13 protein-coding genes, 1 pseudogene and 1 riboswitch are annotated in these 12,638 nt (G+C 52.5%); of the genes and pseudogenes, 6 read left to right on the top strand and 8 right to left on the bottom strand.

All coding sequences use genetic code 11. The features are described 5' to 3' along the window. Positions 1-168: 168 nt before the first annotated feature. A complete protein-coding gene (locus EGM51_05665) occupies positions 169-714 on the bottom strand; it encodes a MarR family transcriptional regulator (protein ID QBG46905.1) in 546 nt (181 codons plus the stop codon). A 218-nt stretch (positions 715-932) separates the two neighbouring features. On the opposite strand from EGM51_05665, the gene ectA reads away from it, so the two are divergent. The 4 genes and pseudogenes from ectA (at position 933) to EGM51_05645 (ending at position 4,597) form a co-directional block, all read left to right on the top strand. Beyond that, positions 933-1,448, top strand: coding sequence for a diaminobutyrate acetyltransferase (gene ectA, locus EGM51_05660; protein QBG46904.1), 516 nt, complete (start codon positions 933-935; stop codon positions 1,446-1,448). Continuing rightward, positions 1,449-2,780, top strand: a complete 1,332-nt coding sequence (ectB, locus tag EGM51_05655; GenBank protein QBG46903.1) for a diaminobutyrate--2-oxoglutarate transaminase — start codon at positions 1,449-1,451, stop codon at positions 2,778-2,780. Further along, positions 2,777-3,181, top strand: coding sequence for an ectoine synthase (locus EGM51_05650; protein ID QBG46902.1), 405 nt, complete (start codon positions 2,777-2,779; stop codon positions 3,179-3,181). Before ectB ends, EGM51_05650 begins: the two co-directional genes overlap by 4 nt. Before the next feature lie 25 nt (positions 3,182-3,206). Beyond that, positions 3,207-4,597: pseudogene (locus EGM51_05645) on the top strand (sodium/proline symporter). A 48-nt stretch (positions 4,598-4,645) separates the two neighbouring features. On the opposite strand, the gene EGM51_05640 reads toward EGM51_05645, so the two are convergent. From EGM51_05640 to EGM51_05625, 4 genes are all read right to left on the bottom strand, one after another. Further along, a complete protein-coding gene (locus EGM51_05640; GenBank protein QBG46901.1) occupies positions 4,646-5,911 on the bottom strand; it encodes an O-acetylhomoserine aminocarboxypropyltransferase/cysteine synthase in 1,266 nt (421 codons plus the stop codon). A gap of 79 nt (positions 5,912-5,990) precedes the next feature. Continuing rightward, positions 5,991-6,096: riboswitch (SAM riboswitch) on the bottom strand. A 56-nt stretch (positions 6,097-6,152) separates the two neighbouring features. After that, a complete protein-coding gene (locus EGM51_05635) occupies positions 6,153-6,902 on the bottom strand; it encodes an rRNA pseudouridine synthase (GenBank protein QBG46900.1) in 750 nt (249 codons plus the stop codon). Positions 6,903-6,965: 63 nt separating this feature from the next. After that, the gene (locus EGM51_05630; GenBank protein ID QBG46899.1) at positions 6,966-7,121 is read right to left on the bottom strand and encodes a small basic protein; all 156 of its coding nucleotides are present in this window, start codon (positions 7,119-7,121) and stop codon (positions 6,966-6,968) included. A 189-nt stretch (positions 7,122-7,310) separates the two neighbouring features. Further along, positions 7,311-7,493 (bottom strand): hypothetical protein, encoded by a 183-nt coding sequence (locus EGM51_05625; protein QBG46898.1) that lies wholly within the window; start codon positions 7,491-7,493, stop codon positions 7,311-7,313. Positions 7,494-7,716: 223 nt separating this feature from the next. On the opposite strand from EGM51_05625, the gene mnmA reads away from it, so the two are divergent. Continuing rightward, positions 7,717-8,802 carry a tRNA 2-thiouridine(34) synthase MnmA gene (mnmA, locus tag EGM51_05620; GenBank protein ID QBG46897.1) on the top strand — a complete coding sequence of 362 codons (1,086 nt, stop codon included), beginning with the start codon at positions 7,717-7,719 and terminating at the stop codon, positions 8,800-8,802. A gap of 2 nt (positions 8,803-8,804) precedes the next feature. Here mnmA and EGM51_05615 read toward each other — a convergent pair whose 3' ends face one another. From EGM51_05615 to EGM51_05605, 3 genes are all read right to left on the bottom strand, one after another. Then, positions 8,805-10,250: a hypothetical protein gene (locus EGM51_05615; GenBank protein QBG46896.1), complete on the bottom strand. Its 1,446-nt coding sequence runs from the start codon at positions 10,248-10,250 to the stop codon at positions 8,805-8,807. 115 nt (positions 10,251-10,365) lie between these two features. Next, complete coding sequence (locus EGM51_05610; protein QBG46895.1) at positions 10,366-10,779, bottom strand: hypothetical protein; 414 nt, start codon at positions 10,777-10,779, stop codon at positions 10,366-10,368. A 22-nt stretch (positions 10,780-10,801) separates the two neighbouring features. Then, positions 10,802-11,950 (bottom strand): deoxyguanosinetriphosphate triphosphohydrolase, encoded by a 1,149-nt coding sequence (locus EGM51_05605; GenBank protein QBG46894.1) that lies wholly within the window; start codon positions 11,948-11,950, stop codon positions 10,802-10,804. Between the two features lie 51 nt (positions 11,951-12,001). On the opposite strand from EGM51_05605, the gene EGM51_05600 reads away from it, so the two are divergent. Next, a complete protein-coding gene (locus tag EGM51_05600; protein QBG46893.1) occupies positions 12,002-12,535 on the top strand; it encodes an NUDIX hydrolase in 534 nt (177 codons plus the stop codon). Positions 12,536-12,638 lie beyond the last annotated feature (103 nt).

The following is a 12,638-nucleotide window of genomic DNA, read 5'->3' as shown; positions in this document are numbered from 1 at the left end:
TTTCTTTCCATCCGATGTTTATTTCCGGCAAACCATGCAACGCAGTCTTCATCTGCGCGCTGCCGGAAATAAACAAGCATATCGGAATGCGAACGGCGATGCTTAAATGCGACTCGTTCACGCCGTCGCCACCGTATTATGGGACATCCCGGCTGGATGTCTGATCTATCAACCGCGAGCGGACGAAGACGGATTTTCCGGAATCTGTTCGGTAGGAATCAGGTTGCTTGAAGCTTCCAGATGACCGACACCCATAAGTTCAACGATACGTTCGAGCGACAATGCAATGGCGGCCTGTTCCAGTTCCGGCAGGGCCTGCAGGGCTTCAGAGAGTTTATCCTGCAGCAGAGCAGGGGCTTCATTGGCCTGAACTGTTCCGCTTTCCGTCAGTTCAAGAAAAACTTTGCGGCGGTCCACCTCGTCACGCTGTCGGTGAATCCAGCCTTTTGCATGTAAACGGTCAATTATGCCGTTCACCGTGCTCATACCGAGATCGACATCCTGGGCCAGCTCGGACTGCGTCATCGGTCCGTTTTTCTGAAGGCTGTAAAGGCAGATCATCTGCGGTGCCGTGATTTTATAATCATGGCTCAGTTTTTTGGAGTGGATATCAACGGCGCGGATAATGCGGCGCAGCGATTTCAGCACACGGATGCCATAGGTTTCGAAAAATTCGTTCCGTTGCTCCAGCGTAATATTACTTTGTTCGGTCATGATGAGCTCTTTCTTTATACCTGATAAGATATCTAGACGAATAATTCTAACACGAAATAGTTTGCATGCAAATTCATCCTTTTCTACGGTGCTTGCGCTTTCCCGTACTCAGGGCGGTAGAAACTGTCCGTAAATAAAAAACGATATTCGAATACAACACACAGTCAGCTTGCCTTGATTTCAATTTAAAGCAACAGCAACCGACTGCAAAGCGAGGTATTTTGCAAAAAACAACCATTGATTTTCATCCGCCGGTATCCACCGACGGTTATGCGCTGCACCGGCTGGTTGCAGCATGTCCTCCGCTGGATCCGAACTCCGTATACTGTAATCTATTGCAATGTTCCCATTTTAATGAAACGGCAATCTGTGCAAAAGAGCAGGGGAATCTGGTCGGCTTTATCAGCGGCTATCTGATTCCGGATCGACCTGACACGCTTTTTATCTGGCAGGTTGCCGTAGCGGAACCGGCCCGTGGTCAGGGATTGGCCGGCCGGATGCTGCTCGAACTGCTGAAACGCCCGGCCTGCCGGAATATTCAGGCACTGGAAACCACCATCACCCCGACCAATAAGGCTTCGCAGGCGGTATTCTCTAAATTGGCCGCCGCGCTGCATGCCCCTGTAAAGGTTTCTGCAGGATTTGATCGTGACACACATTTTGAAGGTATCCACGAATCGGAAGAACTGTGGCATATCGGCCCGATAACCAAACAGCAAAGCGAGGAAAAATAGATGAAGATCTTCGATGAAATAGAATCAGAAGTTCAGAGTTATGCTCGAAATTTCCCCCGCATTTTTGAACGTGCAAAAGGGGAGTATGTTTATGACACCGATGGTAATGAATATCTCGATTTTCTGGCGGGTGCCGGTTCGCTGAACTACGGCCACAACCATCCGGTATTCAAAGAAAAGCTGTTGGAATATATTGCCAACGACGGTATCTCGCACAGTCTGGACCTGCATACCGAAGCCAAACGCGAGTTTCTGGAAACCTTTCAGAAAAAAATTCTTCAGCCTCGTGAGCTCGATTATATGGTCATGTTCACCGGTCCTACCGGAACCAATGCGGTCGAGGCAGCACTGAAAGCGGCCCGAAGCTACACGGGCCGCAGTAACATCATTTCGTTCACCAACGGCTTTCACGGGGTGAGTATGGGTTCGCTGGCCTGTACGGGCAACTCGCATCATCGCGGCGCGGCGGGACTGACACTGGCCGGCAGCAGCCGGATGCCCTACGACGGCTACATGGGTGACGATCTCGATACCATTGAATATATGGACAAGATCCTTTCGGATTCGAGCAGCGGCATTGATAAGCCGGCGGCGGCCATTGTTGAATGTATTCAGGGCGAAGGCGGCATTAACGCCTGCACCGTGGAGTGGCTGAGAAAGCTGGAAGCGGTGTGCAGAAAACATGAAATGCTGTTGATTGTTGATGACATTCAGGCAGGCAACGGCCGGTCCGGAAACTTTTTCAGTTTTGAAGAAGCGGGGATCAAACCCGATATCATTACGCTCTCAAAATCCCTCAGCGGTTACGGTCTGCCGTTTGCTGTGGTGCTGATCAAACCGAAATACGACAATTGGAAACCCGGTGAACACAACGGCACATTCCGTGGAAACAACATGGCTTTTGTTACGGCAAAGGCGGCGATTGATGAATTCTGGAGTGATGACACTTTCGAAAAAGAGGTACAGCGAAAAGGGAAATATATTGAGAAACGGCTGAATAAAATCGTGGACGAATATGGTGAAGGCCATTTTACCACCCGCGGCCGCGGCATGTTTCAGGGCATTAACTGTGTCAATGGGGATATTGCCGGACAGATTACCCAGGCGGCATTCCGTCAGGGGCTGATTATTGAAACCAGCGGCGCGGATGATCAGGTGATTAAGCTGCTGTGTCCGTTGGTTATTACGGACGAAAACCTGAAGCGGGGTATTGATATTCTGGAGAATGCTGTCCGGCTGGTGTGCCGACGAGTGGATGAAATTCCAGAGGAGACCGATTATTTCGATGATGTCATTGTTGAGAAGAACCATGTGGAGGAAAAAGTAAAATGATTGTCAGAAACCTCAAGGAGGCCAATGCCTCTGCGCGTCGTGTTGTCTCGCCGGATGGAAACTGGGAGAGCACGCGTCTGCTTCTTCGTGATGACGGAATGGGATTTTCATTTCATATCACGACGATTTATAAAGATGCCGATTTTCATCTTCATTACAAAAAACATCTGGAGTCCGTCTATTGCATCTCCGGGCGTGGCGAAGTAGAGACGCTCAGTGACGGTATAAAGTATCCCATTGAACCGGGCACTATTTATATCCTCGATAAAAATGACGATCATATGCTTCGTGCCTTTGAGGAAATGCAGATGGCCTGTGTTTTCAATCCGCCTTTGCACGGTAAAGAGGTGCACCGGGAAGACGGCTCCTATTCGCTGGAAGCGGAAGCCGTTGTAGATTGATCGCAAGGGCGGGGATGAACGCATGATGGTTTTCGGATTTCTTTTATTTCTCAGTCTGTTTGCGGTCATCGGTATCAGTTCGGTGCTGCACAGTCGGGGAACCAAAAAAGATTATTATCTGGCCAGCAGTTCAATCCCGCCGTCACTCGTTGGACTTTCCGCCGTTGCGACCAACAACAGCGGATACATGTTTATCGGAGTCATCGGCTACACCTATGTGACCGGGCTGGCTTCGATCTGGCTGATGACCGGCTGGATTCTGGGTGATATGGTGGCCTCCAGTCTGGTTCATCGGCGGCTGCGCATTGCGACAGAGCGTACCGGTGAAGTCAGTTATGCCGGAGTGCTCAGCGCATGGAACGGAAATCGGAACGTGGTGCTGCAGCGTCTGGCCGCCGCAGTGACGCTGATCTTTCTGATGGCCTACGCCGGAGCACAGCTTGTGGCGGGAAGCAAGGCACTGCATGTGCTGTTTGACTGGCCGGAATGGACCGGTGCGGTGATCGGTGCGGTGCTGGTAGCGGTCTATTGTTTTTCCGGCGGCATCCGGGCGTCCATCTGGACCGATGCGGCGCAGTCGGTCGTGATGATGCTGGCGATGAGTCTGCTGCTGATTGTGGCTACCTCTTCGGTTGGTGGCGTGTCCGGTGCAATTGAGCAGATGGGCCGGGTGGAAGGATTTCTTGACCTGTTTCCCAAGGGACTGGTTTTTCCGGGGCTGTTCGGCGGCCTTTTTTTTGCTGTCAGCTGGGGATTTGCCGGATTGTCGGTTGCCGGGCAGCCGCATGTCATGGTGCGGTTTATGACGCTCGACTGTAAAACCAAAATGGTGCGGGCAAAGTTCTGGTATTATCTCTGGTTTATCGCGTTTTATGCCGCCGCTACATGCTGTCGAGAATCTACCTGTCCGACACGGGTGCTTTTGATGCCGAACTGGCGTTGCCGATGATGGCACAGGAGCTGTTGCCGCCGTTTCTGGTCGGGCTGATTCTTGCCGGTGTTTTTGCGGCAACGATGTCCACAGCGGATTCCGTGGTGCTGAGCTGTTCTTCGGCGGTTACCCACGATCTGATTCCGCAGAAGATTGAAAAAACCTGGATGCTGAAAGTGACGACTGTTCTGATCACCGTATTTGCGCTGGGCTGGGCCATTCTGAATAAACAGAGTGTATTCAGTCTGGTGATTATGGCGTGGTCAGGACTGGCAAGTGCCTTTGCTCCGCTGCTGATGTATCTGTGCTTCGGCGGAAAGCCCGGTCATAAAACGGCTGTATTTGCGATGCTGGGCGGTTTGGCCGTCGCTATGCTTTGGCGCGGGGCCGGCTGGCACAATATGATCTATGAAGGTATGCCGGGTATTCTGGCAGGGCTGCTGATACTGTTTATTGCTCCGCATTTGAGTTTGAAAAATCGATGAGGCTGAATTTTAAGACCGCCCCGGAACGGGACGGCCTGTTTCCGTTTTTTATGACCGAGCCAGTGCCTGGTCGATATCGGCCAGAATATCGTCGATATGTTCGATACCGATCGATAGACGGATCAGACCGGGCGTAATACCGCCGGCAGCCTGCTGTTCCGGTGTCAGCTGGGAATGCGTCGTACTTGCCGGATGAATGGCCAGACTGCGCGCATCGCCCACATTGGCTACGTGTGAGAACATACTGAGGGCTTCGATGAATTTACGGCCGGCCTCTTCGCCGCCTTTGATTTCAAAGACGACCATGCCGCCGGCTCCGTTCGGGAGATATTTCGATGCCAGTTTGTCGTCTCCGGCATATTTAACCCACTCGACGGAGCTGCTTTTTTTCAGGTGTTCGGCCACGGCGCGACCGTTTTCGGAGTGGCGCTCCATACGCAGAGCCAGTGTTTCAATGCCCTGCAGAGCCATCCAGGCGTTGTCCGGAGCGATGCAGGCTCCGAGATTGCGAAGCGGAATCAGACGCATACGCAGAATGTAGGCGAGGGGAGCCAGATCGCCGAGATCGTTAGCGAAACTGACGTTCCAGTAGCTTGGCTCCGGGTCGGACAGCAGCGGGTGCTTGCCGGTGGTCCAGTCAAATTTTCCGGAGTCTACAACAATGCCGCCGATGCCGGTTCCGTGACCGCCCATCCATTTGGTCAGCGAGTGGACGACAATGTCGGCCCCGTGGTCCAGCGGACGCAGCAGGGCTGGAGTGGTGAAAGTGGAATCGACAATCAGCGGAAGCCCGTGCGCGTGTGCGATATCGGCAACGCCCTGGATATCGGTCAGTCCCAGAGCGGGGTTGCCGATGGTTTCGCAGAATACCGCTTTGGTTTTTTCATTGATGGCGGCTTCAAAATTTTTCGGGTCGGACGAATCCACAAAGTTCACCTTGATGCCCATGCCCGGCAGAATGTCGTTGAACTGCGTGTAGGTGCCGCCATAGAGATTGCTGGAGGACACAATCTCATCACCCGACTTCGCCAGATTGATGATGCTGTAAAATACCGCGCTGGTACCGGAGGCCAGTGCGAGCGCTGCGGCTCCGCCTTCCAGAGCAGCCACGCGCTGTTCCAGAATATCGGAGGTGGGATTCATCAGGCGGGTGTAGATATTGCCCAGTTCTTTGAGGGTGAACAGATTGGCCGCGTGTTCGGTGCTGTCAAAACGGTAGGATGCCGTGCGGTACAGCGGAACAGCCTGGGATTTAGTACTTCCTTCGACGGATTCGTATCCGGCGTGCAGACATTGGGTTTCCAGTTTACTCATTAGGTTTCTCCTTCGGGTTGATATTCACGCCGCCGGGAAAAACTTTGCGAAAAGACAGCGATCTTTTTCCATCTGCTGGAACACATCGTTGCTTTGCGCTGCAAAGCCTGGCCTTGGCACCTGCGTTCTTTTCAGGTTGCCGGACGCTCGCCGGGCCAGTTCCCTCACGCCGCTCTTAATGCAATTTATATATGACAAATACGGTATTATTTATCATCTGCTGACGTCAAGCGGCTTTGCGCTATTTTGCCTGCGCTTTTGCTTCCCGGATGGCAATGCGCAGCAGTTTCAACTCGGCGGGTTTGACGCGGCGCCATTCGCCGGTTTTCAGGTCGTCCAGTCGGATCGGTCCGATAGCAGTACGCTGCAGCCGGAAAACTTTTTTATCAAAATGTTCCATCAGCCGGCGAATATGGCGGTTACGGCCTTCGCCCAGAGTGATGGTATATTCAACCCCTTGTTTCGTATGTTTGCCCTCATCAATATGGAGCACACGCAGGGTTTCGCCCCGGTTGGGAATTCCGCGCATCATTTTCGGCCGCTGGTGAAAGCCCAGCGGCGTATCAATCCAGACCTTATAGACCTTGGGAATATGATACCTCGGGTGCATCAGGGCATGGGCAAGATCGCCATCGTTGGTCACTACAATCAGCCCTTCGCTCATGAAATCAAGGCGGCCGACGGTGTAAACGCGTTCCGGCAGATCGTCAAGCAGGTCAAGTACAGTGGTCCGGCCCTGTGGATCATCCGAGGTGCAGATCACTTTGGGCGGTTTGTTCAGCAGCAGGGTAACCGGGGGTTCCTGAATAACCGGTTTTCCGTTGCATTCCACTTTCTGCCGGCCGGGAACCACTTTGGTTCCCAGCTCGGTAACAATTTTACCGTCCACCTTAACCCGTCCGGCGGAAATCAGTTTTTCACAGAAGCGCCGGGAGCCCAGACCGCAGTCGGCCAGGTGTTTCTGGAGTCGAATGGATTCGTTTGCAGGCATGATTCAATAAAAAAGCACCCCCGGCTGCAGCCTGGAGTGCTTTGCAAATGCGTAAGCGCTGAATTAAGCTTCCGGCTTGGTCTTCGGCAGACCGTGCGCGCGATCGCCCTCAGCCCAGCGGCCTTCGGCCTTCAGTTTTTCAACGCGCTCAAAGCGCTTCAGTACATTACGTTTCGTGCGGATTTTAGCCGCGCCTTTCAAGCTGCTGTGCATGGACATGATAAACTCTCCGTCGTTATTTTCTCAAAAAATGATCGCGGACCATACCCCTTAAAGCGCGGCCTGTCAAAGACTAACCGGCTGTTTTTTCTTATAAAAAACAGGGATTCCAATGACTGGAAAAGCCAAACAAAACAGGGTTCTGTTAAGAACCCTGTTCTGATCAGTCCGCTTAAAAATCACGGAGCCTTATTTTTTTTCCTGCAGGGTCAGCTTACGACCGGATTCCAACCATTCAGTCAGGATCACTTTGCAGTATTTGCTCGTAGACAGGTGCATGGAATCTGCACGTTTTTCAAGTTCATCAGCCATCTTCTTTGACATATTGATTCCGATGGTTTTCGTATTTTTACCGATAGGGTTAGTAGCCATGTGTTATACCTCGTTGTTTATTAAAGTTCTTTTCGTTTGTAGTAAACGCCGGCGCGGTGGTCTAGTAAAAAATACTAGAAAAACACATTGCTCCTCCCTCTTGTTTTCGAGTTTGTGATTCTTTATTGATGATTTATGTACTTTCGACAAGTGATTTTAAACACTGTTCAAATAAATGTCTGCTTAACTTGCCAAGTTGCAGTGTCGTGTCTATCTTCCGCGCATGTCAAATTCAGAACAGAACCCTTCAAAAGGTCGTGTTGCGGTCGGTATGAGCGGTGGAACCGACAGTTCGGCCGCTGCCGCGATGCTGGTGGATCAGGGATATGAAGTTATCGGCCTGACGGCGCATATGTGGAAAGACGGTTCGCGGTGCTGTTCTCTTGAGGACGTGGAGCGCGCACGCCGCGTCTGTTCCTATCTGGATATCCGTCACTATGTTGTCAATGCACAGGACATTTTCACTGATAAAATTGTTGATCCTTTTGTAAAATCGTATGCCGCAGGGCGTACACCTTCACCCTGTATCTATTGTAATTCATTTGTGAAGTTCGGTTTTCTGGTTGATCGTGCCGTGCAGCTCAACTGTAATTTTGTGGCTACAGGTCATTATGCCCGCGTCGAAAAGGATGAAAGCGGGATCTACCATCTGTTAGCCGCAGCCGATCCGAATAAGGATCAGTCGTACTTTCTGCATCGTCTTGGCCAGAAACAGCTCGCGATGCTGCTGTTTCCGCTGGCCGGAATCGAAAAGCCGGAAGTGAAGGCTTATTCCGCCGAGCGCGGACTGCCCGTTGTTTCCCGCGGGGACAGTCAGGATCTCTGCTTTATTGAAGAGGGCAAGCTGGCGGAATTTGTCGAGAAGCGCGATCCGTCGGTTGTTCAGAAGGGACACATTGTTGATCACACCGGAAAAGTGGTCGGCGAGCATGACGGACTGCATAATTTCACGGTAGGCCAGCGGGGGAAGCTCGGGATTGCCCTGGGTGAGCGGATGTATGTCAAACGTCTGGATACAGAGAATAACATTGTTGAAATTGCTCCACGGCCGGGAGTGATGAAATCCGAATGCCTGCTCGACGATATTCACTGGATTGCCGGCGAACCGCCGCAGGACGATTTCGTTTGCGAAGTACGTCCGCGCTACCGGAGTAACGGGGCGCAGGCAACAGTTGAGGTTTCGGGTGACCGGAAAAAGGGGCGCGTCATATTTGACGAGCCCCAGTTTGCACTGACCCCCGGTCAGGCCGCCGTTTTTTACAGAAACGGAGAAGTGCTCGGCGGGGGCTGGATTGACGAAGTGCCGTAGGTTTACGGCTGTTTCGCAGCTTCTTTGTTCGCCATATTGGCGATTTTATCAATAACACCGCTTTTGATTTTAATACCGGCTCCGATCAGTGACAGAATTACCGCAATCAGCAGAACGGTATTCACGGCAATGCGCTTCCAGCCTTTTCCAACCGCATCACCCAGATAAGACCGCTTGTTGTTCAGAATAAAGAAGCTGACATAGGCGATCGGAAGCATAGTGAAAGCGAGCGCGGAAGCAATCACCGGCAGCCAGATCGGACTCTGGATCATTACGCCCAGAATCCCAATGGCCGGAACCAGCGTGAACATGCGGTAACGTTTAGTGGTGTATTCGAGGCCGAACATTTCGCAGACGGTGAACCCGCAGCAGACCATATGGGCACTGATGGCGCCGCAGGCCATACCGGCAAAACCGAGGTCGAATACAATACGTCCGAGACCGCTGCCCAATACGCTGGCCAGCGCCTGTGCGGCATCAATCGGTTTGAAGTTCGCCTGTGTTACGCCTTCGCCGAGGTTTCCGTGCACGGTGGAAGCCATACCGATGATGATCAGCGATGTGAGAATGATGTAGGGCACAAACAGCGACATCACCAAATCGAAGCGGGCCAGTCCTTTATGGTGTTTTCCCCAGCCTTTTGCCAGAATAGAGTAGGGGTAGAGAAAGGTCATATTAATGCCTACTGCGGCACCGATGGCGCCGAGAATGGTGGTTATGGAACCTTCGCCGGGCACAGAGAACGCAAAGAAGCCTTTAAAGACTCCGCCCCAGTCGACTTCCATTTTCACGGCCTGCACAACAACCACAATCAGGAAGGCGGCCATTACCGCGCGAATGGTCCAGCTGAGAAAACCTTCATAGATTTTGATGCCCTTGGATTTTCCGCCATAGTTCCAGGTCAGGGCAATGTTAATGCCGAGAATCAGGAATCCGCCGGCAAAACGCACCACCGTTTCGATGGTTTTTGAATCTCCTGCGTTTTCAATACCGGCCACGTTGGCAATATCCCAGAAGGCCCCGCCGAGCAGGGCATACTGGCCGAAGTGCCAGATCACGGTCGAAACCACAGTGGCTAATGCCCAGAAAAATGCAATGGACGGATGCAGCTCACGTTTTACCACTTCGTATCCGCGTTCACCCTTGGTCAGTGTGATATTCGACAGTGCCGCCATCATGAAGACGCCCAGGAACATTGCAATCGGCTGAACCCACAACAGCTGATATCCGAAAAACGCGCCGGCCACCACCGACGCCGCAGCAGAACCGGCCCCCAGAGTCATGGCGCTCTGCATCCAGGCCGGTCCGGTCAGTTTGAAATATCCTTTTACCTTCTGGCCAAAGGGTTTGGTGTTCAGATCCTTGAGGTATTCCTCTTCTTTGCGGATCTTTTCCGGATCCCATTTGCTGGCCATCGGAAGCCCGCTTGATTTCTGCTCATCACTCATTTTAAGTCTCCGACCGGTTAGTTCATTACACTATTTGTTAATAAAGATGACATATATGGCATCTGCTCACCGCTCCGTCAAGCCGCTTTGCAGCGGGCTTCGTGAAAACGAGCGCTTATTCCGTGAGTAATCCCGATAGTAAAACCAGCGTCCAGGCGGCTGTTCGAAACCAGTTGGTGAAGATCAGGCGCCGGATGACGTCATCATTTTTTCCTGATTGCTGAAGTTTTTTATGGCAGGGGACCGACAGACTGAAGGTTACGGTCCAGGCGGCTATGAGACCGACAGTTTCCAGCTTCAGTCCCGGATCGGCGTTCCGGGTGAGTAACACCGCAGTGCTGACGGCCTGCGCGATCATCAGGGGCATCACCACAACAGAAATCCGCCGGGTGTAACGTGCGTGCCAGGCGGTGAATTTGCCGGCATCGATCAGAAAGAACGATGGATAAATGATCAGCTGAACAAGCCAGATCAGGACGACCATTCCGATATCCGATGCAAACCGTAAAAGCGGAATATAATCATCCATTCTTAATCTCCACGGTACTCATTTAAATCTGCTGCAGGCCGTATTTTTGGAATTCTTCAATGGCATAGCGGTCGGTACAGCCGGCCACATAGTCGCATACTGTGCGCCAAAGACCTTCCTCATCCAGCCGCTCCCGGGCTTTTTCGCCCATCGATTCCGGGTGCGCAATATAATACAGAAACAGTTTGCGCATCATTGAGACCGCCTGCCGGGCCGCATCGGCAACGCTGCGATGGTAATACATATTTTTGAACATGAAGGCCGAAAACTGGCTGAGTATTTCCTTCATTTCCGGACTGAACTCCACGATCCGTTCCGGGGCGGTCATCACATCGCGCACTGACTGCGGATTGATTTTTTCCAGCCGTTGGAGTGCGTGGTCCGTCACATCGACCACCTGCAGCTCAAGCATGGCCCGGATGGTTGCGCGCTGGAACTGAAACGCTGAAAGATTCGGGTATCGTTCCTTTGTCATTGATGCGGCCATTTTCCAGAACTCCGTTGTTTCGAGCTGTTCCTGGGTTACAATGCCTGCTTCAAGTCCGTCGTCCACATCGTGGGCGTGATAGGTCATGTCATCGGCAATATCGGCAATCTGTGCTTCCAGCGACTGGAACGGTCCGATGGGGTGTCCGTCCAGTTCTGCATGTTCGCGATGTGCCTCGTGTTTCAGCAGACCGGCACGTACTTCCCAGGTCAGGTTGAGTCCTTTGAAGTCAGGATAGGGTGACTCGACCAGTTCCACATTACGCAGACTTTGCAGGTTATGATCAAATCCGCCGTAATCTTTCATCAGCTCATCAAGCACATGCTCGCCTTCGTGCCCGAACGGGCTGTGGCCGAGATCGTGGGCCAGGCAGATGCACTCCGTCAGATCCTCATTGGCTCTCAGAATACGCGCCAGCGTCCGGCCGGTGGCCGACATTTCCATGGTATGGGTCAGGCGCGTGCGGTAGTGATCCGCTGTTCCGTTCACAAAAACCTGGGTTTTATATTCCAGTCTTCGGAAACAGCGGCTGTGCAGAATACGGTCGCGGTCGCGCGCAAAGCAGCTGCGGCGCGGATGCGGCTGTTCCGGGTGCCGGCGGCCCAGACTTTCGAAACTCTTTGATGCATAGGAGGCAAGGTAAGCCGCTTCGGCCCTTTCCCAATCTTTTCTCGCGTGGTTCATGGCGGCGGACTATAAAGGAGAGGATTCAGCTGTTCAAACCGGAGATGAAAAATGTACGAAAAAACGCTTTCCCGCAGGACCGTTTATGAAGGTCTCATTCTTAATGTCGATGTGCTCGACGTCGAGCTCGAGAACGGACGGAAATCCAAACGTGAAATTGTACACCATGGGGTCGCTGTTGCCGTTATTCCGCAGCGGCCCGACGGCCGGTTTATATTCATCCGACAGTTCCGCAAGCCGATGGAGCGGATTTGTTTTGAGGTGGTGGCCGGAAACTGCGATCCCGGGGAAAAAGAGATTGTTTCCGCCGAGCGCGAACTGCAGGAGGAGACCGGTTACAGGGCTGAAACGCTCGAACTGCTTGGTCCCGTGTTCCCGAGTGTCGGATACTGCACGGAACGCATCGATGTATTTTTCGCCCGCGTAGCTGCTGAACCCGGTGCGGTTTCTTTTGATGATGATGAACGCATTGAAACCGTTCTGCTGACCGAAGAGGAGATGGATGCTCTGATTCGCAGCGGCGGAGTTGCCGATGCCAAAACACTCGCCGCCTGGATGCTTTATAAAGCCCGGAAATCATCATAACTTCCGAGCATCCGACGGACCTTTACTGTTCTTGACCCGAGGATGCCGCTGCGCTCCGGACGGAATGAATCGCTGACGGAATTCAATATGTCTTTAGCGTAAA

Source organism: Verrucomicrobia bacterium S94 (genome assembly GCA_004299845.1).
Classification (GTDB): Bacteria; Verrucomicrobiota; Kiritimatiellia; order Kiritimatiellales; family Pontiellaceae; genus Pontiella.
Note: the sequence above shows the minus strand (reverse complement) of the source record. Positions and strands in the feature narration are given on the sequence as shown.

Bases quoted from the DNA above. Each gene is read 5' to 3' on its own strand.
- EGM51_05625 (QBG46898.1), bottom strand. From the start codon at position 7,493: ATGGCTACTAACCCTATCGGTAAAAATACGAAAACCATCGGAATCAAT.
- EGM51_05665 (QBG46905.1), bottom strand. From the start codon at position 714: ATGACCGAACAAAGTAATATTACGCTGGAGCAACGGAACGAATTTTTC.
- EGM51_05630 (QBG46899.1), bottom strand. From the start codon at position 7,121: ATGTCCATGCACAGCAGCTTGAAAGGCGCGGCTAAAATCCGCACGAAA.
- ectB (QBG46903.1), top strand. From the start codon at position 1,449: ATGAAGATCTTCGATGAAATAGAATCAGAAGTTCAGAGTTATGCTCGA.
- EGM51_05635 (QBG46900.1), bottom strand. From the start codon at position 6,902: ATGCCTGCAAACGAATCCATTCGACTCCAGAAACACCTGGCCGACTGC.
- EGM51_05600 (QBG46893.1), top strand. From the start codon at position 12,002: ATGTACGAAAAAACGCTTTCCCGCAGGACCGTTTATGAAGGTCTCATT.
- EGM51_05650 (QBG46902.1), top strand. From the start codon at position 2,777: ATGATTGTCAGAAACCTCAAGGAGGCCAATGCCTCTGCGCGTCGTGTT.
- EGM51_05640 (QBG46901.1), bottom strand. From the start codon at position 5,911: ATGAGTAAACTGGAAACCCAATGTCTGCACGCCGGATACGAATCCGTC.
- mnmA (QBG46897.1), top strand. From the start codon at position 7,717: ATGTCAAATTCAGAACAGAACCCTTCAAAAGGTCGTGTTGCGGTCGGT.
- EGM51_05615 (QBG46896.1), bottom strand. From the start codon at position 10,250: ATGAGTGATGAGCAGAAATCAAGCGGGCTTCCGATGGCCAGCAAATGG.
- EGM51_05610 (QBG46895.1), bottom strand. From the start codon at position 10,779: ATGGATGATTATATTCCGCTTTTACGGTTTGCATCGGATATCGGAATG.
- EGM51_05605 (QBG46894.1), bottom strand. From the start codon at position 11,950: ATGAACCACGCGAGAAAAGATTGGGAAAGGGCCGAAGCGGCTTACCTT.